A 19,489-nucleotide genomic window follows, 5' to 3' on the forward strand; every position below is an offset into this window, starting at 1 on the left:
CTGGTGCGTGCACCCGCCCGGTTCTGGAGCAAGCCGTCGGGTTCACGGTCGCACGCGTCGGCCGATGCGCAACCGGAGGGCGGTGCCGCTGCGGCTCAGGTCCGGGACAGGCTGTCCAGGGTCACGTCGTCGAGCTGCCCACCGGCGACCGTCGCCGTCAGGAAGGTCGCGAACGGCTGGCGTCGGCGGTCCGTGGGCGAGCCCGGGTTGAGCAGCCGCATCCCGCGCGGGGTGACGGAGTCCCACGGGATGTGACTGTGCCCGAACACGAGCACGTCCAGGTCCGGGTGCTCGGCGTCGCACCTGCGCTCGCGCCCGCCGGCCGGTCCGGTCTCGTGCACGACGCCCAGCCGCAGCCCGTCGAGCTCAACCCGCGCGACCCGGGGCAGCCGCGCACGCAGCCCCGGACCGTCGTTGTTGCCGTAGCAGCCGACGAGCCGGCGCGATCGCTTGTCCAGCACGTCGAGCATCTCTTCCGAGACCCAGTCCCCGGCGTGCACGACGACGTCCGCCTCGTCGACCGCCGCCCAGACGGCGGCCGGGAGGTCCCGGGCGCGGCGCGGGACGTGGGTGTCCGCCAGCAGGACGAGTCGCACGGATCCTCCTCGTGGTCGATCCACCCGACCGTAGGACGTCCCTCCCGCCGGCGCGCGGCGGATAAGTCTCGTATTCCGACCAGCCTTGTCCACAATAAGAGACGGTCCTGTCGCCGACGCCCGCGGACGGCCATCCTCGTCTCATGCAGACCTGCCGCGCCGCCTCGACGTGCTGTCACGCCGTCCTGGCTTCCGCGCGCCCCTGCTGTCCGCGGAACGTCTGAACGCGGCCCGTCCCCCGGCCGCGCGTCCGACGCCCGGCCCTCGTCGATCCCCACGACGACTCGGTGCGACGCGCGTGCCTCCACCCCCGTCCCCCGCGGAGGACCCACCCCATGGCGTCCAGCCAGCCTCACCTCGTTCAGCACCCGCGCACCGAGCCCGCGCGGCGATGTCGTCGATGACGACCGCCCGCCCACTCGACCCGCGACCCCCAAGGACCTGACATGACCGCCCGTCCCGCCCGCCTGACCGCCGCCCTCGTCGCCGCCGGCCTCCTCGCCTCCCTCGCCGCCTGCTCCTCCTCCGCGGCCGAGGAGCCCGGTGCCGAGTCCAGCGCCGACGCGTCCACCGCACCGGCCGAGCTCGCGGAGGCGCCTGAGCTCCGCCTCGGCTACTTCGCCAACCTGACGCACGCCGTCGCCCTCGTCGGTGTCGACGACGGCACCTACCAGGAGGCGCTGGGCGACACCACGCTCACCACCTCGATCTTCAACGCCGGCCCGGCCGCGGTCGAGGCGCTCTTCGGCGGTGCGATCGACGCGACGTTCATCGGCCCCAACCCGGCCATCAACGCGTTCGCGCAGTCGAACGGCGAGGCGGTCCGCATCGTCTCCGGTGCCACCTCGGGCGGTGCGCAGCTCGTCGTCCGCGAGGGCATCGACTCTCCGGAAGACCTGGTCGGCACCACGCTCGCGACCCCGCAGCTGGGCAACACGCAGGACGTCGCGCTGCGCGCCTGGCTCGCCGACGAGGGTCTGGAGACGTCGCTGACCGGCGGCGCCAGCGACGTGACCATCACGCCGCAGGAGAACTCGCAGACGCTCGACCTGTTCAAGGCCGGGCAGCTGGACGGCGCGTGGCTGCCGGAGCCGTGGGCGTCGCGGCTCGTGGTCGACGCCGGCGCGCACGTGCTGCTCGACGAGAAGGAGCTGTGGCCCGAGGGCGACTTCGTCACCACGCACCTGATCGTCGCCACCGAGTACCTGTCCAAGTACCCCGGCACCGTCAAGAAGCTGCTCGAGGCGGAGTACGCGACGTCCGAGTGGATCGCGGCGAACCCCGACGAGGCCAAGACCCTGTCGAACACCGTGATCGAGAAGCTCAGCGGCAAGCCGCTCTCGGCGGAGGTGCTGGACCGCGCGTGGGGGAACCTGCGGATCACGCTCGACCCGATCGCATCCAGTCTCCAGACGTCCGCCGACCACGCCGTGGCCGCAGGCACCTCCAAGGAGACCGACCTGCACGGCATCTACGACCTGACCCTGCTCAACGAGGTGCTCGCCGCGAACGACCAGGAGCCCGTCTCCGACGGCGGCCTCGGGGCGTCGGGCAAGTGACCACCACCGTGACGGCGGTCGGCGGCCAGGGCTCCACGGCCCCGGCCGCCGTCGCGGCGCGCCTGACCGGGGTGACGCACCACTTCGGCGAGGCGTCCCGACCCCCGGTGCTCGACCGCATCGACCTGACCGTGGCGCCGGGCGAGTTCGTCTGCCTGCTCGGGGCGTCCGGCTGCGGCAAGTCGACCCTGCTCTCCCTGGTCGCGGGGCTGGACGAGCCCGTCTCCGGCACTGTCGAGGTGCCGGGCGGCCGGCCCGCGCTCATGTTCCAGGAGCCCGCGCTCTACCCGTGGCTCACCGCTGCGGGGAACGTCGAGCTCGCGCTGCGGCTGCGGGGCATCGACCGCGCGGAGCGACGCGAGGAGGCCCAGCGCCTGCTCACCCTCGTCCGGCTCGAGGGTGCCGGCCCCAAGCGCGTGCACGAGCTGTCGGGGGGCATGCGGCAGCGCGTCGCCCTGGCCCGGGCCCTGGCGCAGGAGGGCGACCTCCTGCTCATGGACGAGCCGTTCGCGGCGCTCGACGCCATCACGCGGGACGTGCTCCACGAGGAGCTCACCCGCATCTGGACGGAGACCGGTCGAGCCGTCATCTTCGTCACGCACAACGTGCGCGAAGCGGTGCGGCTCGGGCAGCGGGTCGTCCTGCTCTCGTCGCGGCCCGGACGCGTCGCCCGCGAGTGGGCGGTGGACATCCCCCAGCCACGCCGCATCGAAGACCCCGCGGTGTCCCGGCTCAGCGCCGAGATCACCGAGGACCTGCGACAGGAGATCGCCCGCCATGGCCACTGACACGACGGCACCTCCTGCACGGAGGACCACCGACGACGACCTCGCCGCGGGCCTCGACGCGCTCGAGACCCCGGTCGCCGCACCCCGCGGCTCCGCCTGGCGCGGCGCGTGGCGGGCGATCTGGCCCGTGCTCGCCGCCCTCGGCGCCCTGCTCGTCGTGTGGCAGGTCGCGTACCTGCTCGAGCTCAAGCCGCCGTACGCGCTGCCCAGCCCTGCGGACACGTGGCAGACCCTCCTGGGGACCATCCAGGACGGCTCGGCGTGGCGCGCGGTCTCCCTCAGCGTGCAGCGCGCGGCGGTCGGCTTCTCGATGTCGGTCGTCGTCGGCGTGGCGATCGGGATCGCGCTCGCCGCCTCCCCGCTGCTGCGCCGCGCGTTCGGCCCGATCATCACCGGTCTCCAGTCGCTGCCGTCGGTCGCCTGGGTGCCGGCCGCGATCATCTGGTTCCAGCTCACCGACGCGACGATGTACGCGGTGATCCTGCTCGGCGCGGTGCCGTCGATCGTCAACGGGCTGCTCGCCGGGACCGACCAGGTGCCGCCGCTGTACCTGCGCGTCGGCCAGGTGCTCGGCGCCACGGGGTGGACGCGGATCCGCTTCGTGCTGCTGCCCGCCGCGCTGCCCGGGTTCCTCGGCGGTCTGAAGCAGGGCTGGGCGTTCGCGTGGCGCTCGCTCATGGCCGCCGAGCTCATCGTCCAGACGGGTCTCGGCACCGGGCTCGGGCAGATCCTCGACCTCGGCCGGGTCACCAGCGACATGTCCCTGGTGATCGCGTCGATCGGGCTCATCTTCCTCGTGGGCATCGTCATCGAGCTCGTCGTGTTCGCGCCGCTGGAGCGCCACGTCCTGCACTCCCGCGGCCTCACCGGGCAGGCCTCGACCCGCTAACCGTCCGCCCGGCTCGGGAAGCACACGTCGCACCAGTGGTACCCGGCCGGCCGCGCGCCGACGGGCCACCGGTTGCGCGCCGCGATCCTCGACACCCACACGCACGGGTGGTCCAAGGAGTGCGTCTCGCGCGTGCGGCGGTTGGCGAGCAGGCGCTCGGTGTCGGACGACACCGTCACCCCGCACTGCGGCTTGCCACCCAGGCGGTGGAAGCCACCGAGGAACCCGCCGGCGAAGAACTCCTGCTCCGGCGTGAGGTCCAGCTCGGGCGGCACCAGCGACGACGGCACCTCGACCGCGAGGTTGGTCGCCAGCTCGGGCGGCAGGTAGCGGGCGAAGAACATGGTCACCAGGTCCGCCGTCGCGCCGGCGATCTCCGTGCACGCGCCGGGACCCGGACGGCACGGGAGGTCCGCGTTGCCGAGGTAGTCCCAGTGGGTGCCCTCGTCGAACACGACGCGATGCCGTGGCCGGCGCATCGCCTGCCACTGCGCCTCCGTGAGCTGGCTGAACAGGTCCAGGTCCAGGCCCCACAGCAGCAGCGTCGGGAGGTCCAGCAGCGGCAACGGGAAGGGTGACCCGCCGAACCAGTCCTGCCAGCCGCCGCTCAGCCCGGCGAAGGCGCTGATCTCCCGCCCGAGCGCGAACCGGGCACCCAGCATCGCGCCGAAGCTGTGCCCGACGACGCCCGTCGCCGGAGGCGGGAGGAGCACGTCCGCGTGCTCCCACCCCGTGCGCACCCAGTCGAGCACCGCGTCCAGGGTGGCCTCGTCGGGGTGCTCAGGCACGGACGGGTTCTGGCCGCCCTCGATCCCGGCCAGGCGCGGGACGACCACCACGTACCCGCTGCGCGCGAGCATCGCCGGGACGAGGAACCAGCGCCGGTAGTGGTCGGTGTCCTGGTGGCAGTGCCCGTGCGCGAACAGCACCACCGGGTACCGCCCGCACCCCTCGAGCAGCGGCGCGGTCTCGACGGCACCGTCGAGGCTCGGGAAGAAGATCCGCAGGTCGACCGGCGCACCGTCGGCCGGCCCGAGTGAGCGGACGCCCCAGAAGACGGGCGCGAGCGCTTGCGGCTGCCACCCGATCGGGCAGCTGGCTGGTGGTGGGACCGCGCTGTCGACCACGCGACCAGTGTGGCCCGGCCGATAGCATGCGTCGATGCGCAGCTCACTCTTGCAGAACGCGGAACTGTCCACCGAGCCCGGTAGCTTCGTGCTCCAGAACGGGCGGATGCTCAAGGTCGATCTCGCCGGCACCGGCGGCTTCTTCTACGCCAAGCAGGGGTCGATGGTTGCCTACCAGGGCGAGGTCGACTTCAACTACCAGGGCAGCGGCGGCGTCGCCAAGATGTTCAAGAAGGCCTTCACCGGCGAGGGCATGTCCCTCATGAAGGTCTCGGGCAGCGGCGACGTCTTCCTGGCCCAGGAGGCGGACGAGATCTTCATCGTCCACCTCGAGGGCGAGAGCGTGACGGTCAGCGGCTCCGCGATCCTCGCGTTCGAGAGCACCCTGACCTGGGACATCAACCGGGTCGAGGGCGCCTCCATGCTCAGCGGCGGACTCTTCAACACGACGTTCACCGGGACCGGTGCACTGGCCGTGACCGCGTTCGGGACCCCGGTGGTCCTGCAGGTCGACGTGCCGACCTACGTCGACATGCAGGCGGCGGTGCTCTGGTCGACCTCGCTGAAGTCGACGGTGCGCAAGACCGCCAAGCTCGGAGCCGCCATCGGCCGCGGCTCCGGCGAGGCCTACCAGCTCGGACTGAGCGGCCAGGGGTTCGTGGTCGTGCAGGCGTCCGAGGGCCACCCCGTCGTGAACCAGGGCTAGAAGACCGGCTTGCCGCCGGTGACCCCGAGCACGGTCCCGGACACGTAGGACGCGGTCGCACCGGCTGCCAGGAACACGAACGCGGGCGCGACCTCGGCCGGCTGCCCCGCTCGTCCGAGCGGGGTGTCCGAGCCGAACTTCTGGACCTTCTCCGTGAACTGCGTGGCGGGCTGCAGCGGCGTCCAGATCGGACCGGGGGCCACCGCGTTCACGCGGATCCCGCGCGGGCCCAGCTCGGCGGCCAGGTTGACGGTCACGTTGTTGATCGCGGCTTTCGTCGATGCGTAGTCGAGCAACGTCTCGGACGGCTGGTACGCCTGGATCGAGGAGTTGTTGAGGATGACGCCGCCCTCCCCCATGTGCTCCAGGGCGGTCTGCGTGACCCAGAACAGCGCGTACAGGTTCGTCTTGAAGGTCCGGTCCAGGTCCTGCGACGTGATGTCCGCGATCGACTCCCGACGTGCCATCTGGAATCCCGCGTTGTTCACCAGGATGTCGAGGCCGCCCAGCTCGGTCACAGCCCTCTCCACGGCACCGCGTGCGGCGTGCTCGTCCGTCAGGTCGGTCGGGATCTGAACGCAGCGACGCCCGGCCCGCTCGACCCACCGCGCGGTCTCGTCGGCGTCCGCCTGCTCCTCGGGGAGGTACACGATCGCGACGTCGGCACCCTCCCGGGCGTACGCGATGGCGACCGCGCGCCCGATGCCCGAGTCACCGCCGGTGATCAGCGCTCGCCGGCCGGCCAGGAGTTCGTGGCCCTCGTAGCTCGACTCGCCGTGGTCCGGGGTCGGGGTCATCGGCTCCGTGAGCCCGGGTGGTTGCTGCTGCTGTGCGGGGAATGACACGACTGCTCCTGCGGGTCCGTCCATCTCCAGCCGGCTGCTTCGGCTGCTTCATCGTCGGTCCCGAGAACGCGGCGCGCATCCCGACATGACGGGAGCGGCCCACCGGCCGGTGGACCGCTCCCGTTGGACGCCGTCGGGTCAGCGACGACGACCCGAGCCCGCGACGATCGCCACACCGATCGCGGCGAGGACCACCTGGAACAGCAGCTCGATCCAGTCGATGCCGTCGGTCGTCTGGACACCGACCAGGCCGGCGAGCCAGGTGCCCAGGAGCGCGGCGACGATGCCGACGATGATCGTCACGAGGATGGAGATGTTCTGCTTTCCGCGGACGACCAGGCGGCCGAGGACGCCGATGATGGCGCCGATGATGATCGCGGAGATGATGCCTGCGGGGGTCATGGTGGGGCTCCTCGGGGGGTGAAGGTGCGCCGGGTACGGCGACGAGTGAATCTAGGGGTGATTCGTCCGGACCGCGCGCTGAAACGAGAAGGCCCTGGGTTGAGCATCCGCATCGGCACCTCCGGATGGTCGTACGACCACTGGGAGCACGTCCTCTACCCGCCCGGGCTCCCGTCGTGGGAGCGGCTGGGGCGGTACGTCCAGGAGTTCGACACCGTCGAGCTCAACGCGAGCTTCTACCGCTGGCCCCGGGACGCGACCTTCGCCGGCTGGCGGCGGCGGCTCCCCGACGGCTTCCGCATGTCCGTGAAGGCGTCGCGCGGGCTCACCCACGCCAAGCGCCTCTACGCACCGGAGGGCTGGTCGGACCGCATGGCTCGCTCGTGGCACGAGCTCGGCGACCGGCGCGAGTCGCTGCTGGTCCAGCTCCGGCCGGACCAGGAGCGCGACGACGCCCGGCTGGACTGGTTCCTGGGCTCGTTGCCCGACTGGGTCCGGGTCGCCGTCGAGCTCCGGCACCCGTCGTGGCAGCAGGACGAGGTGTTCACGCTCCTGGAGCGGCACGGCGCGGCGAACGTGGTGATGAGCGGCGCCCACCTGCCGTGCGTCCTGCGGGCGACGGCGCGGACCGTCTACGTGCGGATGCACGGGCCGGACCACCAGCACCTCTACGGCGGCTCGTACTCCGACGACGACCTGCGCTGGTGGGCGGACCGCGTCCGTGAGTGGTCGCAGGGCGGCCACGACGTCCTCGTCTACTTCAACAACGACGGCGGCGGCAACGCCGTGCACAACGCCCGCACGCTGCGTCGGCTCGTGGGCGCCTGACCTGGAGGTCCGCCGCTCGACGCGCGCCGGCGTCGTGCCGGACCTACGCTCGCCTCCCGCACGAAAGGCTGAACGACGAGGAGGTCGAGATGCACAGCGACGACAGGATCGTCCACGACACCGGCGACGACGCCCCGGTGGTCCGCGACGTCGAGGCAGAAGCCGAGGCGCAGCTGACCGACGCCGAGAAGATCAAGGCCGACGGGATCGACGAGCAGAACGTCGAGCCCCGCTAGGACCCGCACCGCACGGAGGCGCCGCAGCCCTGGGGCTCGGCGCCTCGCGCCTGCTCCCCCTGAGCGCGACGGCTCCCGCGGTGTCGGACAATCGTCCCCGTGATCGCACCGGACGAGCCGACCGCACCCCAGCCGACCCGCCCCCGACGAGATCGCCCGTCACGTGCCGCGCTGGCGCTCGGCCTGGTGCTCGCACCCCTGCTGCTGGCGGCAGTCGTCGGGATGATCCTGACGTGGCCGCACGACGACGGGGGCACCGGGCAGCGGGCCGGGCTCGTCGACGTCGGCGTCGAGCACGTCACCGCGGAGGTCACCGGGACCCGTACCGAGCAGTGCGAGTCGACCGTCGAGGACCGCCTCCCGGACGGGTCGCAGCCGGACCAGGTCCCGTGCCTCCAGGTCCTCGCCACCGTCACGTCCGGTGCACAGGCCGGGACGGAGATCGAGGTGTGGGCGACGGCGACGCTCACGGCATCCGACGTCCCGGACGGGACCCGGATCGTCGTCCAGCACTACCCGGCGGCGGACGGCGCCCCGGAGGTCTGGGCGTGGTCCGACTTCGCCCGGGGCGTCCCGCTGGCCACCCTCGCGCTCGCGTTCGTGCTGGTCACCGCCCTGGTCGCCGGGTGGCGAGGCCTGCGCGCCATCGTCGGCCTGGCCCTCGCGTTCGTGGTCCTGTGGCAGTACGTCCTGCCCGGGCTGATCGCCGGGGAGAACGCCGTCGTCCTGGCGCTGTGCGGGTCGGCGGTGATCATGGCCGTCGTGCTGTACCTGGCGCACGGGTTCTCCCTGCGCACCAGCACGGCGCTGCTCGGCACGCTCACCGGGCTCCTGCTCGTCGGCGTGCTCGGCACCGTCGGGGCGGACGCGGCCCACCTGACCGGCGCGACGACGGAGGAGGACTACCGGCTGGCGGCGCTCCTCGGCGACAACGGGGCGGCGGCGCTGCGGGGTGTCTTCCTGTGCGGCGTCGTGCTCGCCGGTCTCGGCGTGCTGAACGACGTCACCATCACTCAGGCCTCGGCGGTGTGGGAGCTGCGCGCCGTCGACCCCCGCGCGACGTGGCGTGGCCTGTTCACCGGTGGGATGCGGATCGGCCGGGACCACATCGCGTCGACGATCTACACCATCGCCTTCGCGTACGCCGGCGCCTCGCTGCCGGTCCTCCTGCTGCTGCAGATCTACGAGCTGCCGCTGGGCCAGACCCTGACCAGCGGGCAGTTCGCCCAGGAGATCGTCCGCACCCTGGCGGGCGCCATCGGCCTCATCCTCGCGATCCCGTTCACCACGGCGATCGCGGCCGTCGTGGCGCACGCGCAGGCTCCGGCGGAGCTGCGGCGGGCCTCAGGGCACTCCCACGTCCACTAGCTCGGGCTCCACCGCGGTGGTCGGAGCCGGCCGCCCGGAGCGCACCACCCACGCGGCGATCGCCGTCGTGAGCGGGATGGCCAGCACCAGGCCGATCGACCCGACGAGCGTCCGGGCGACCTCCTCGGCAAGCTCCCCGCTGGTCAGGGCGTCGAGCATCCCGCGGTCGGAGATGCTGACCAGCAGGACGAGCGGCAGGGTGGCACCCACGTAGGCGAACACGATCGTGTAGACGGTCGAGGCGATGTGGTCGCGGCCGATCCGCATGCCCCGCCCGAACAGCTCGCGCCAGCCGGCGTCCGGGGAGCTGCCGTGCAGCTCCCACACCGCGGACGCCTGCGTGATCGTCACGTCGTTCAGCACGCCGAGCCCGGCGATCACCATGCCGCACAGGAGGATCGCGCTCATCCGCGCCTGCGGGGCGTACGACAGCAGGTCGAGGGCGTACTCCCCCGACAGCCCGGTCAGGTGCGCCGCGCCGCTCGCCCACGTCGCCAGGAACCCGGTGGCGAGCAGCCCGAGCAGGGTGCCGACGAGCGCGGTCGACGTGCGCAGCGTGAAGCCGTGCGCCAGGTAGAGGACGACGAACATGATGGCCGACGACGTCACCAGGGCCACCGGCAGCGCGGGCTTGCCCTCGAGCAGCGCCGGCAGCATGAACGCGCCGATGACGCCCATCGAGATGCCGAGCCCGAGCAGGGCCGCGAACCCCCGCCACCGGGCCACCGCGACCACCAGCACCGCGAACACCGCGGCGAGCAGGCCGAGCGGCGGCCCGCGGACGAAGTCCGTGAAGACGAGGCCCGTCTCCGGGGTCCCCAGGGATCCCAGGTCGGCGGCGATCACCCGGTCCCCCGGATCGATCTCGGGCAGGTACTCCGGTGGGACCTGGACCCAGGCGCTGGACCCGTCGGCCATCGTCGCGCGGACCTGGCGCAACGGGTCCGCGGCGTCCGGGAACACCTCCACCACCGTCACCGTCGGGAAGGTCATGCCGGGCGGTGACGTCTCCAGCACGGGCCGCTCCCCCGTCGGCCACAGCACCCACGCGCCCAGCAGCGTGACCAGGAGAGCGGGGACCAGGATGGCCGTGAACACCCTGCGTGCGTGCCGACGGACCTGCGGCGAGGCCGGGACGACGTCGTGCGTGTGCGCACTCATCGCCCCAGGATCCGTCGACGGACGCCGGGGCACGGCCCGGACACGCCGTCGCACCCTGTCCCGTCAGGCTCGGCACTGGCAGGGTGACGGCATGGGGTCTCCGGACGGCATCGCGGGCGTGTTCGACCGAGCTGCGGACACGTACGACCGCGTCGGCGTGCCGTGGTTCGAGCCGATCGCCGCGGGCCTCGTCGCCGCGCTGGCGGTCCGTCCCGGCGAGCGCGTGCTCGACGTGGGCTGCGGACGAGGTGCGGCGCTGCGGCCGCTCGCTCACGCGACCGGGCCCGACGGGTACGCACTGGGGATCGATCTCGCCCCGCGGATGGTCGAGCTGACGAGGCAGGACCTGTCGGACCTGCCGCAGGTCGAGGTGCGGGTCGGCGACGCCCGCGCACCCGGGCTGCCGTCGGGGTCCTTCGACGTCGTCGCGTCGTGCCTGGTGCTGTTCTTCCTGCCGGACCCGGCCGCGGCGCTGCGTGCGTGGACGGACCTCCTTGTTGGTGGCGGACGCCTCGGCGTGACGACCTTCGGCGGCCAGGACGAGCAGTGGCGCCGCGTCGACGCCCTCTTCGATCCGTACCTTCCTGCGGCGATGCTCGACGCCCGCACCAGCGGCCGGCGCGGACCGTTCGCCTCCGACGACGGGATGCAGGACCTGTTCCGCGTGGCCGGGTTGGCCGACGTCCGGACGGTCGCGGACCAGGTCGAGGCGAGGTTCGACGACCCGGAGCACTTCTTGCGGTTCTCGTGGTCGCACGGACAGCGGGCGATGTGGGAGTCCGTGCCCGAGGCGGACCGCGCGGCACTGCGCGCCGAGGTCGTCGACACCCTGGACGGGATGCGCGACGACGCCGGTCGCCTCACGTTCGCGCAGCACGTCCGGCACACGCTGGGCGTGCGCGCCTGACGCACCCGTCCGGCAGGTCCCGGCCGAGTGTCACGTCTGCACGCCCTGCTCGGTCGAACGTGTGACCAGCGCGTCGCTGGGTCACCGACACGGAGGTTCACCCATGAAGATCGTCGTCATCGGAGGCACGGGCCTCATCGGCTCGAAGCTGGTCGCGCTGCTGGCGGCCGACGGCCACGACGCCGTCGCCGCGTCGCCCGGCACGGGCGTCAACACCCTGACCGGCGACGGGCTGGCCGAGGTGCTGACGGGCGCCGACGTCGTGGTCGACGTCTCGAACTCGCCGTCCTTCGAGGCGGCGGCGGTCCTGGAGTTCTTCACGACCTCGACCCGCAACCTGCTGGCCGCCGAGACGGTCGCAGGCGTCCGGCACCACGTGGCGCTGTCGGTCGTCGGCACGCAGCGGCTCCCCGAGAGCGGGTACTTCCGCGCGAAGATCGCGCAGGAACAGCTCATCGAGAGCTCCCCGATCCCGTTCTCGCTCGTGCACGCGACCCAGTTCTTCGAGTTCCTCGCCGGCATCGTCGACTCCGCGACGGACGGCTCCACGGTGCGGCTGGCGCCCGTGCTGATCCAGCCGATGGCCGCCGACGACGTCGCCGCCGAGCTGCGTGACGTCGCGGTGGGCGCGCCGACGAACGCCCGGGTCGACATCGCCGGCCCGGAGCGGTTCCGGCTCGACGACCTCGGCCGTCGCTTCCTGGCCGCACGCGACGACGCACGCGAGGTCGTCACGGACCTCACCGCGCCGTACTTCGGTGCCGTGCTGCAGGAGGACACGCTGGTCCCGCTCGGCGAGGCGACGCTGGGGAGCACCCACCTCCAGGACTGGGCCGCCCGGTGACCCCTATCTTGTGACGGTGACCAGGGACACCGCCGACAACCCGAGCGCGCCGGCTGCGGGGTCGAACACCAACGTGCCGGACTCGGACCTGGCCGCGTTCGAGGACGTGCGGCCGCGCCTGTTCGGCCTCGCCTACCGGATGCTGGGCAGCGTCGCGGAGGCCGAGGACGTGGTTCAGGACGCGTGGCTGCGCTGGCAGGGCACGGACCGCCGCGCGGTCCGCAACCCCGCGGCGTTCCTCACCACCACCACGACACGGCTCGCCATCAACGCGACCACCTCGGCGCACGCGCGGCGCGAGACCTACATCGGTCCCTGGTTGCCGGAGCCGGTGGACACCAGCGCGGACCCCGCTCTCGGCGCCGAGCGGGCGGAGGCTCTCGGGATGGCCGTGCTGCTCCTGCTGGAGAAGCTCGGCCCGACGGAGCGTGCCGCCTACGTGCTGCGTGAGGCGTTCGGGTACTCCTACCGGGAGATCGCCGACGTGCTGGACACGTCGGAGGTCAATGCACGGCAGGTCGCCCGACGGGCGCGCGAGCACCTCGACTCCGAGCGCTCGGCGCCCGCGTCGCCGGCCCAGCAGCGCCGGCTGCTGGAGTCGTTCGTCGCTGCTGCACGGGTCGGGGATCTCGACGGGCTGGAGCGGCTGCTCGTCGACGACGTCGTCGTGCGGCCCGACGGCGGCGGCGAGGTGCACGCGTCGCGCGTCGAGCTGGTGGGCGCCGCGCGCACGGTGACGTTCCTGGACAACATCCTGCGCAAGTACTGGCAGGACTCGACGCTGCGGATCGTCGAGGCCAACGGTGGCGCTGCCCTTCTGGTCACGTCGGACACCGGCGAGCCGCAGGCGATCGTCGCGCTGGACGGCTCGGACCGTGGGATCGAGCATGTCTACATCCAGGTCACCCCGAGCAAGATGCGGCAGTTCGCCCCCGCCGCCTGACCGGTGGTGTCACGTTCCGGCGCCCTGCGTGGTCGAGAGGGAGTGGCACACATGAAGAAGATCGTGATCGTCGGCGGTGGCTACGCGGGCTTCTACGCCGCGTGGAACCTGGAGAAGGCGCTGCGCCCGGACGAGGCGGAGATCACCGTCATCGACCCGCGGCCGTACATGACGTACCAGCCGTTCCTGCCCGAGGTGATGGCCGGGTCGGTCGAGGCCCGGCACGCCGCGGTCTCGCTGCGCAAGCACCTGCGCCGCTCGAAGGTGGTCGCCGGCGAGGTGACCCGGGTCGAGCACGCGCGCCGGGTGCTGCAGGTCCGCCCCGCCGACGGCGACGACGTCGAGCTCGACTACGACGTCATCGTGATCACCGCCGGGGCGGTCACGCGCACGTTCCCCATCCCGGGGATCGCCGAGCAGGCCATCGGGATGAAGCACGTCGAGGAGGCCGTCGCCATCCGCGACACGCTCCTCACGTCGTTCGACCGCGCCTCCGTCCTGCCGCCCGGACCCGAGCGGCAGCGGCTGCTGACCGTGACGTTCGTGGGCGGCGGCTTCTCGGGCGTCGAAGGGTTCGGGGAGCTGCTCTCGCTGGCCACGTCGCTGCTGCGCTCCTACCCCGAGCTCTCGCTCGCGGACCTGAGCTTCCACCTCGTCGAGGCGGCGGGCCGGATCCTGCCCGAGGTCACCGACGAGCCCGGACGGTGGGTGGTGCGCGCGCTCGAGGAGCGTGGCGCGCACGTGCACCTGAACACGCAGCTGGTCTCCGCGGTGGGCGGGCACGTGGTGCTCTCCACGGGCCAGGAGTTCGACTCCGAGCTGATCGTGTGGGCCGCGGGCAACGCCGCGAACCCGGTGGTCGCCCAGCACACGGACCTCCCGGTCGACGACCGCGGCTTCCTCCGCGTGCGCACGGACCTGCGCATCGGCACGGCACAGGCTGCCGTGCCCGACGCGTGGGCCGCCGGGGACGACGCCGCCGTCCCGGACATCGCCGTCGGCACGCCCGGTGCCCGGACCGTCCCGAACGCCCAGCACGCCGTGCGCCAGGGCAGGCACCTCGCGGCGAACATCGCCGCCGTGCTGCGGGGCGGGACTCCGCGGGACTACGTGCACCAGAGCCTCGGCGTCGTGGCCACCCTCGGCCTGGGCCAGGGCGTGTTCCAGTACCGGCGCCTGGTCATCACGGGCTTCCCGGCGTGGGTCATGCACCGGGGTTACCACGTGCTGGCGGTCCCCACGTGGGAGCGAAAGATCCGGGTCGCGGCCGTGTGGCTGGCCGCCGCGGTCTTCGGGCGGGACATCGTCTCGCTCGCGAGCGTGCAGCACCCGCGCGAGGCGTTCGTGCGCGGCGGCACGCCCCGCTAGCCGGGCCCTGCCAGGATGACCCCGTGACCACACCTGCGCCCGGACTCGTCGCTCGACGCTGGCGCAGCCGGCGGTCCGCCGCGGTCGCGGGGATCGTCTTCGCGGTGCTGCTCATCGCCGCGCTCGTGATGATGCGGCTCGCCGTCGCGGGTGAGACCGTCGGCCAGATCGAGCTCGACCCCGGCCGACGCACCCTCGTGCGCCTCGCCCTGAACCTCGTGCCGTTCGCCGGGATCGCGTTCCTCTGGTTCATCGGCGTGGTGCGCGACCAGCTGGGCGAGGTCGAGGACCGCCTGTTCTCGACCGTCTTCCTGGGCAGCGGCCTGCTCTTCCTCGCGATGCTGTTCCAGGGTGCGGTGACCGCGACGAGCCTGGTCGCGATGGTGTCCGGATCCGACCTCGACGCCGGTGTCTGGACGTTCGGCCGCGGCACCACGGAGGCGCTGATCTCCGTGTACGCCATGCGGATGGCCGCCGTGTTCACGCTGTCGGTGAGCACGGTCGCGCTACGCACCGCCGCCGTCCCTCGCTGGGTGCCGTTCAGCGGCTACGCGGTCGCGCTGGTGCTCCTCCTCGTCGCGGGCGAGAACAAGTGGGCGCAGCTGGTGTTCCCCGCCTGGGTGCTCGTGCTCAGCGTCGCCATCCTGCTGACCCCCGGCCGCGCTCGCTCCGCGGCCGCTGCGTGAACCGGCGCTTCGTCATCAGCTCCGACGTCACGGACGCGTAGACCCGGCGGCGGCCTGCCGCGCGGCGGTCTCGAGCTGCTCGCGGTAGGCCGGCCAGTCGATCGTGGGGATGTTCGGGTCGTCCCGCCGGCTCCCGACGGAGCCGTCGACGAGCTCGCGCACGATGTCGGCGTGGCCGGCGTGCCGGGCCGTCTCGACGCACATGTGGACGAGCATCTGGTGCAACGTCACGTCCCGGCGGTCCCCCCACCACGGCACCACCCCGGGCGCGTCCAGCGGCAGCGCCTCGATCGTCGCGTCGGTGTGGGCCGCCGAGAACTCGTGGAGCTCCAGGATCTCCTCGCGGGACTCGTCGGCGGTCGCCCACATGTCCGCGTTGACCTCCGCATTCTCGGCGTCCCACGGGAGGTCCCGTCCGCTCGGGCGCCCGAACACGACCCCGAAGTAGCCGAGCTGGACGCTGGCGACGTGCTTGACCAGCCCGAGCAGGTTGGTCCCGGTGGGGGTCATGGGCCGTCGGATGTCGTACTCACCGAGACCGTCGAGCTTGCCCGCGAGGCTGGTGCGCTGAGCGCGCAGGTACCGGTGCAGCGTGTCCTTGTCGTCCATCCCGCCACTATGCCGTGCACGCTGCGTACTGTCCGGGTGTGGAGACCCTCCGGTACGGCACCCACCCCGACCAGGTCGTCGACGTCACCCTCCCGCCGGGAACGACCCGACCGCCGCTCGTCGTGCTGCTGCACGGCGGCTTCTGGCGCGTCGCGTACGACCGGGCACATCTGGGCGCCGTCGTCGACGCGCTGACGGCCGAGGGTCTCGCCGTCGCGAACGTCGAGTACCGCCGGGTCGGCGGTGGCGGGGGCTGGCCGTCGACCTTCACCGACGTCGCCGCGGCGATCGATGCGGTGCAGGTCGCGCTCGCCGACCGTGTCGACCTGGGGTCCGTCGCCTACGTCGGGCACTCGGCCGGTGGCCACCTGGCCCTGTGGGCCGCCGTGCGGAACCAGCTCCCCGCCGGTGCGCCCGGGCGCACGGGACGCGCACCGCTGGTCCGCGCGGTGGTGGCCCTGGCACCGGCCGCCGACCTGGCTGCGGTGGACCGGCTCGGCCTGAGCGACGGGGTGGTCCGCGAGCTGCTCGGCGGCAGCCCGACCGCCGTGCCCGACCGGTTCGCCGCCACCGACCCCGCCGCGATCGGCAGCCCGGCCGCCACCACCGTCGTCGTGCACGGCCCCCTCGACGACGTCGTGCCCATCGAGGTGGCGCGGAGCTACTGCGACCGGGCCGGGGTCTCGCTCGTCGAGGTCCCCGGCATCGGGCACTTCGAGCTGATCGAACCCGCCTCGGCGGCGTGGCCGGTCGTCCTCGCCGTGCTGCGGGACGTGATGGGCTGACGCAGCCCCGCGCACAGGGCCAGACTCGGGAGATCTGCGCATCGCCGGGAGGAACCATGAGCACCGACCTGTTCGAGACCCCAGCTGCCGACGCCGAGGCCGCGGCTTTCGCCGACAGGCTCCTGGCCGCCACCCTCGGCGGGATGGACCTGGTCGCGATCCATCTCGGCCGCAGCCTCGGCTGGTACCAGGCGCTCGTCGACGACGGGCCGCTCACCTCCGTCGACCTGGCAGCCAGCACGGGCACCCAGGAGCGCTACGCGCGTGAGTGGCTGGAGCAGCAGGCCGTGGGGGGCTGGTTGCTCGTGGAGGACGACCCGGCTCTCGGCGCGACCCTGCGTGGGTACCGCGTCGCACCCGGGGTTGTCCCCGTCCTGACCGATCCCGACAGTCCGCTGCACGTGGCACCCGTCGCCGGGTTCGTCATCGCGGCGTGCCGTCGGATCGACGACCTCGCGGCCGCCTCCCGGACGGGCGGCGGTGTCAGCTGGTCGCAGTTCGGGGACGACGCCCGCACCGCCCAGGCCGCGCTCAACCGCCCGCTCTTCCTGGACGAGCTGCCCCGTCAGATCGTCCCGACGATCGCCGAGCTGCACGCCCGCCTCCAGGGAGCGGCGCGTGTCGCGGACATCGGCACCGGCGAGGGATGGTCGTCGATCGGCCTGGCGGCCGCGTTCCCGACGGCGACGTTCGAGGGGTTCGATGTCGACGAGCCGTCCGTGGCGGCCGCGAGCAGGCACGCCGCCGACCGCGGGCTCGACGGCCGCGTCGCGTTCTCGGCCGTCGACGCCGCCCGGCTGCGCGAGAGCCGCGCGGGCGCGTTCGACGTCGTGATGGCCTACGAGTGCGTCCACGACATGCCCGACCCGGTCGCTGTCCTCGCGGCGATGCGGGCGATCGCGCGCGACGACGGCTACGTGCTGGTCATGGACGAGCGGACCGCGGAGTCCTTCGCGGCACCCGCCGACCCCGTGGAGCGGCTGCTGTACGGGTACTCGATCGTGTGCTGCCTGCCGGACGGTCTCTCGACCCCGGGCGGCGTCGGGACGGGGACCGTCATGCGCCCGTCCGTGCTCGCCGGCTACGCCGCGTCAGCCGGGTTCTCGAGCGTCGAGGTCCTCCCGGTCGACCACGAGATGTTCCGGTTCTACCGGCTCCACCTCTGACGGCGTCCCGTCGGGTGGCGCGGCCGCGCCGGCCGGTTCCGACCCCACCGGTGCGGTGGGCAGCAGGCGCGAGAAGTAGAGCGCGAGGGCCGCGATCACGGCGAGCACGGCGAGGCTCGCGCGCAGGGCGTCGATCCGCGCGGACTCGTTCTCGGCGACCACGGCGTCGACCTCGTCGGCCGGGAGCCCAGCCTCCTCGAGCGCCGTCTCCAGCTGCGCGTCCGAGACGAAGGGCACGCCCGACGCCAGCTGCACGCTCGCGGTCTGAGATACCTCGGCACTGACCTCGGGGTTGGAGCCGAGGCCGACGAGCAGGGTCGAGGTCAGCGTCGCGATGAGGATCGACCCGGCGACCGCGGTCCCCAGCGACGCCCCCAGGTTGGTCATCGTGTTCTGCACGCCGCCGACGTCGCCCGCGTCCTTGTCCGCCACGGCCGAGACGGTGATCGCCCCGAGCTGCGACGACAGCGCACCGACGCCGAACCCGGCCAACAGCAGCGGGACGGCGACGATCTCCGCGCCGGCACCCACCTCGAGCGCACCCATGAGCGCGACGATGCCCAGCAGCATGCTCACCAGGCCCCAGCGGACCACCTCGCGCGGGGAGGCGGTCGGGAAGAACCGCGGGATGCCCACGGCGGCGACCAGCAGCGACACCGACAGCGGGAGCAGCCGCACGCCCGTCTGCAGGGCGGTCAGGCCCAGCGCGATCGACAGGAAGAGCGGCACCACGAAGAACAGCCCCGCCTGGATCATGAACTGGAAGAAGAACATCGTCAGGCCGCCGGCCAGCCGGGCGTTGCGCAGCATCGCGGGACGCACCAGCGGTTCACGACCGCGGGCGACCATCCGGTTCTCCCACGAGAAGAACAGCCGCAGCACCACCATGCCGGCCACGACCAGCCAGATGGTGGGTGAGAGTCCGAGCCATGACGGGCCGCCCTCACGCGTGAGCACCCACCCCCACTCCCCCGAGCGCAGCACACCGAAGACCGCCAGCCCGAGGCCCAGGGCGGACAGGACGGAGCCGACGTAGTCGAGCCGGAACCGTGCCTCCGGCTCGGCGTCCGCCACCTTCCGGGTGAGCGCGAGGATGCCGATGACCAGCACGACCTCGCCCGCGAACACGTAGCGCCAGGTCCAGTAGGTGGTGACGAACCCGCCGATCAGCGGCCCGGCCGCCACCGCGATGGCGCCCGCAGAGGCGACCAGCCCGTAGGCCCTCGGTCGGTCCTTCGACGCGAAGTTCGACGCCACGAGCGCGACGATCGCGGGCATGATCAGCGCCGCCCCGAGCCCCTCCAGCACCGACCAGCCGATGATCAGCACCGTGAGGCTCTGCGCGATCGACGTGACGAACGAGCCGCACGCGTAGATCACGCACCCGATGGCGAACGCCCGCCGTCGGCCGATCAGGCTCCCGATCTTCCCGCCGGTGATCATCATGCTGGCCATGACGAGCGTGTAGAGCGTGATGGCGGTCTGGATGCCCGTCACGGTCGTCCCGACGTCCTCGGCCACCTGGGCGATGGACACGTTCATCACCGAGCTGTCGAGCGTCATGAGGAACTGCGCCGTGGCGAGCGTGAACAGGACGAGCCCTGCAGCTCCGCCGGTCTTCTGGGTCATCGGGCACCGCTCCCCATCTGCACCACGTCCTCCGTGCCCGGACGACT

General features: G+C 72.6%; 21 protein-coding genes. 14 read left to right on the top strand and 7 right to left on the bottom strand.

What is annotated here, in order from left to right; translation table 11 throughout:
- Nucleotides 1-95: 95 nt before the first annotated feature.
- The gene (locus tag J2X26_RS15590) at nt 96-596 is read right to left on the bottom strand and encodes a metallophosphoesterase family protein (protein ID WP_307493621.1); all 501 of its coding nucleotides are present in this window, start codon (nt 594-596) and stop codon (nt 96-98) included.
- A 446-nt stretch (nt 597-1,042) separates the two neighbouring features.
- Between J2X26_RS15590 and J2X26_RS15595 the strand changes: the two genes are divergently transcribed.
- The 3 genes from J2X26_RS15595 to J2X26_RS15605 all read left to right on the top strand — a co-directional run bounded on the left by J2X26_RS15595 (nt 1,043) and on the right by J2X26_RS15605 (nt 3,832).
- The gene (locus J2X26_RS15595; protein WP_307493622.1) at nt 1,043-2,155 is read left to right on the top strand and encodes an ABC transporter substrate-binding protein; all 1,113 of its coding nucleotides are present in this window, start codon (nt 1,043-1,045) and stop codon (nt 2,153-2,155) included.
- A 62-nt stretch (nt 2,156-2,217) separates the two neighbouring features.
- Nucleotides 2,218-2,943 (top strand): ABC transporter ATP-binding protein, encoded by a 726-nt coding sequence (locus tag J2X26_RS15600; protein WP_307493758.1) that lies wholly within the window; start codon nt 2,218-2,220, stop codon nt 2,941-2,943.
- Nucleotides 2,933-3,832 carry an ABC transporter permease gene (locus J2X26_RS15605; protein ID WP_307493623.1) on the top strand — a complete coding sequence of 300 codons (900 nt, stop codon included), beginning with the start codon at nt 2,933-2,935 and terminating at the stop codon, nt 3,830-3,832. The genes J2X26_RS15600 and J2X26_RS15605 overlap by 11 nt, the downstream gene beginning before the upstream one ends.
- On the opposite strand, the gene J2X26_RS15610 is transcribed toward J2X26_RS15605, so the two are convergent.
- Nucleotides 3,829-4,959 carry an alpha/beta hydrolase family protein gene (locus tag J2X26_RS15610; protein ID WP_307493624.1) on the bottom strand — a complete coding sequence of 377 codons (1,131 nt, stop codon included), beginning with the start codon at nt 4,957-4,959 and terminating at the stop codon, nt 3,829-3,831. The two genes, J2X26_RS15605 and J2X26_RS15610, sit on opposite strands and share 4 nt — an antisense overlap.
- Nucleotides 4,960-4,993: 34 nt before the next feature.
- Between J2X26_RS15610 and J2X26_RS15615 the strand changes: the two genes are divergently transcribed.
- Complete coding sequence (locus tag J2X26_RS15615) at nt 4,994-5,665, top strand: AIM24 family protein (protein WP_307493625.1); 672 nt, start codon at nt 4,994-4,996, stop codon at nt 5,663-5,665.
- Here the strand turns inward: J2X26_RS15615 and J2X26_RS15620 are convergent.
- Together J2X26_RS15620 and J2X26_RS15625 are read right to left on the bottom strand one after the other, a co-directional pair.
- Entirely contained in the window at nt 5,662-6,534 is an 873-nt protein-coding gene (locus J2X26_RS15620; protein WP_307493626.1) for an SDR family oxidoreductase, read from the bottom strand. The genes J2X26_RS15615 and J2X26_RS15620 overlap by 4 nt on opposite strands.
- Before the next feature lie 114 nt (nt 6,535-6,648).
- Entirely contained in the window at nt 6,649-6,912 is a 264-nt protein-coding gene (locus J2X26_RS15625; protein ID WP_055915150.1) for a GlsB/YeaQ/YmgE family stress response membrane protein, read from the bottom strand.
- 99 nt (nt 6,913-7,011) lie between these two features.
- Between J2X26_RS15625 and J2X26_RS15630 the strand changes: the two genes are divergently transcribed.
- The 3 genes from J2X26_RS15630 to J2X26_RS15640 all read left to right on the top strand — a co-directional run bounded on the left by J2X26_RS15630 (nt 7,012) and on the right by J2X26_RS15640 (nt 9,344).
- Nucleotides 7,012-7,740: a DUF72 domain-containing protein gene (locus J2X26_RS15630; RefSeq protein WP_307493627.1), complete on the top strand. Its 729-nt coding sequence runs from the start codon at nt 7,012-7,014 to the stop codon at nt 7,738-7,740.
- Between the two features lie 89 nt (nt 7,741-7,829).
- A complete protein-coding gene (locus tag J2X26_RS15635; RefSeq protein WP_307493628.1) occupies nt 7,830-7,976 on the top strand; it encodes a hypothetical protein in 147 nt (48 codons plus the stop codon).
- 99 nt (nt 7,977-8,075) lie between these two features.
- Nucleotides 8,076-9,344: a YibE/F family protein gene (locus tag J2X26_RS15640; protein WP_307493629.1), complete on the top strand. Its 1,269-nt coding sequence runs from the start codon at nt 8,076-8,078 to the stop codon at nt 9,342-9,344.
- Here J2X26_RS15640 and J2X26_RS15645 read toward each other — a convergent pair.
- Nucleotides 9,321-10,505 carry a YibE/F family protein gene (locus tag J2X26_RS15645; RefSeq protein WP_307493630.1) on the bottom strand — a complete coding sequence of 395 codons (1,185 nt, stop codon included), beginning with the start codon at nt 10,503-10,505 and terminating at the stop codon, nt 9,321-9,323. The genes J2X26_RS15640 and J2X26_RS15645 overlap by 24 nt on opposite strands.
- A gap of 91 nt (nt 10,506-10,596) precedes the next feature.
- Here J2X26_RS15645 and J2X26_RS15650 point away from each other — a divergent pair, with 91 nt between their 5' ends.
- The 5 genes from J2X26_RS15650 to J2X26_RS15670 all read left to right on the top strand — a co-directional run bounded on the left by J2X26_RS15650 (nt 10,597) and on the right by J2X26_RS15670 (nt 15,253).
- Entirely contained in the window at nt 10,597-11,412 is an 816-nt protein-coding gene (locus tag J2X26_RS15650) for a class I SAM-dependent methyltransferase (protein ID WP_307493631.1), read from the top strand.
- Nucleotides 11,413-11,515: 103 nt separating this feature from the next.
- On the top strand, nt 11,516-12,256 hold the full coding sequence (locus J2X26_RS15655) for an SDR family oxidoreductase (protein WP_307493632.1): 741 nt from the start codon (nt 11,516-11,518) through the stop codon (nt 12,254-12,256).
- Nucleotides 12,257-12,272: 16 nt separating this feature from the next.
- Nucleotides 12,273-13,199 carry an RNA polymerase sigma-70 factor gene (locus J2X26_RS15660; RefSeq protein WP_307493633.1) on the top strand — a complete coding sequence of 309 codons (927 nt, stop codon included), beginning with the start codon at nt 12,273-12,275 and terminating at the stop codon, nt 13,197-13,199.
- A 51-nt stretch (nt 13,200-13,250) separates the two neighbouring features.
- Nucleotides 13,251-14,567, top strand: a complete 1,317-nt coding sequence (locus J2X26_RS15665) for an NAD(P)/FAD-dependent oxidoreductase (RefSeq protein WP_307493634.1) — start codon at nt 13,251-13,253, stop codon at nt 14,565-14,567.
- Nucleotides 14,568-14,590: 23 nt separating this feature from the next.
- Complete coding sequence (locus tag J2X26_RS15670) at nt 14,591-15,253, top strand: hypothetical protein (protein ID WP_307493635.1); 663 nt, start codon at nt 14,591-14,593, stop codon at nt 15,251-15,253.
- 27 nt (nt 15,254-15,280) lie between these two features.
- Here the strand turns inward: J2X26_RS15670 and J2X26_RS15675 are convergent, their stop codons facing one another.
- Nucleotides 15,281-15,862 carry a DinB family protein gene (locus tag J2X26_RS15675; RefSeq protein WP_307493636.1) on the bottom strand — a complete coding sequence of 194 codons (582 nt, stop codon included), beginning with the start codon at nt 15,860-15,862 and terminating at the stop codon, nt 15,281-15,283.
- A gap of 38 nt (nt 15,863-15,900) precedes the next feature.
- On the opposite strand from J2X26_RS15675, the gene J2X26_RS15680 reads away from it, so the two are divergent.
- The gene (locus J2X26_RS15680) at nt 15,901-16,647 is read left to right on the top strand and encodes an alpha/beta hydrolase family protein (protein ID WP_307493637.1); all 747 of its coding nucleotides are present in this window, start codon (nt 15,901-15,903) and stop codon (nt 16,645-16,647) included.
- 56 nt (nt 16,648-16,703) lie between these two features.
- The gene (locus J2X26_RS15685) at nt 16,704-17,813 is read left to right on the top strand and encodes a class I SAM-dependent methyltransferase (RefSeq protein WP_307493638.1); all 1,110 of its coding nucleotides are present in this window, start codon (nt 16,704-16,706) and stop codon (nt 17,811-17,813) included.
- On the opposite strand, the gene J2X26_RS15690 is transcribed toward J2X26_RS15685, so the two are convergent.
- On the bottom strand, nt 17,739-19,442 hold the full coding sequence (locus tag J2X26_RS15690; RefSeq protein ID WP_307493639.1) for an MFS transporter: 1,704 nt from the start codon (nt 19,440-19,442) through the stop codon (nt 17,739-17,741). The two genes, J2X26_RS15685 and J2X26_RS15690, sit on opposite strands and share 75 nt — an antisense overlap.
- Nucleotides 19,443-19,489: the final 47 nt, after the last annotated feature.

It is taken from the genome of Cellulomonas humilata, from assembly GCF_030814415.1.
Lineage (GTDB): Bacteria > Actinomycetota > Actinomycetes > Actinomycetales > Cellulomonadaceae > Cellulomonas > Cellulomonas humilata_A.